Source organism: Haloferax sp. AB510, assembly GCF_024136985.1.
Lineage (GTDB): Archaea > Halobacteriota > Halobacteria > Halobacteriales > Haloferacaceae > Haloferax.
Genome location: NZ_JAMYJY010000233.1, coordinates 1 through 625, shown reverse-complemented (window position 1 = coordinate 625; position 625 = coordinate 1). Strand labels below are relative to the sequence as shown.

General features: G+C 73.1%; 1 protein-coding gene and 1 pseudogene. Both read right to left on the bottom strand.

Features of this window, described 5'->3' with window-relative positions:
• A pseudogene (locus NKF06_RS20760) lies at window positions 1-151 on the bottom strand (carbohydrate kinase family protein); the annotation flags it as partial.
• A 113-nt stretch (window positions 152-264) separates the two neighbouring features.
• Window positions 265-625 (bottom strand): DUF63 family protein (locus NKF06_RS20755; protein WP_253246476.1); only part of this gene is annotated, 361 nt, incomplete at its 5' end.

The following is a 625-nucleotide window of genomic DNA, read 5'->3' as shown; positions in this document are numbered from 1 at the left end:
GGCCGACGAGGCCGCTGGCGACGTTGGCGGCGCTCCCGCCGCCCGCGCCGACCCGCGACTCGACCGTTGCCTCGCCGTCGGGCTCCGGCAGCGCGTCCACGCGGAGGGTGACGTCCCAGTTCACGTGGCCGGCGCAGATGACACGGGACATGCGTCCCCGTAGGTCGGTTCGCCGGTGGGATAACTTTCCCGGGTCGGGCGACGAGAGCGCGGAGAAAAAGCGAGAGTGCGGCGGCGGGCGGCCCCCCGAACGGGGTTACGGCCTCAGCCGGCGATGGCGAACAACAGGAGGTTGTGGACGCCGGGGCCGAGACCGACGGCGGCGACGAGGCCCAAGAGGAGCGCCCCCTCGGTGGGGTCCTCGCGCACGTAGTCGGCGAGTAAGGCGACCACGAAGCCGGCCACGACGAGTTTCACGAGGACGAACAGCCAGCCGACGCCGATGACCTCCGCGGTCGGCAGCGCCGCGGCGGCTTCGAGGATGATGCGCGACAGCGGCGTCCGCTCGCCGAAGCCGAGTACGTCGATGCCAACGGCGGTCGACAGCGCGTCGAGGGCGTGCCCGAAGATTGCGAGGAGGCCGAGCGACCCCGCGGCGGCCGCCTCGGCGCGAGTCGCGCACGAC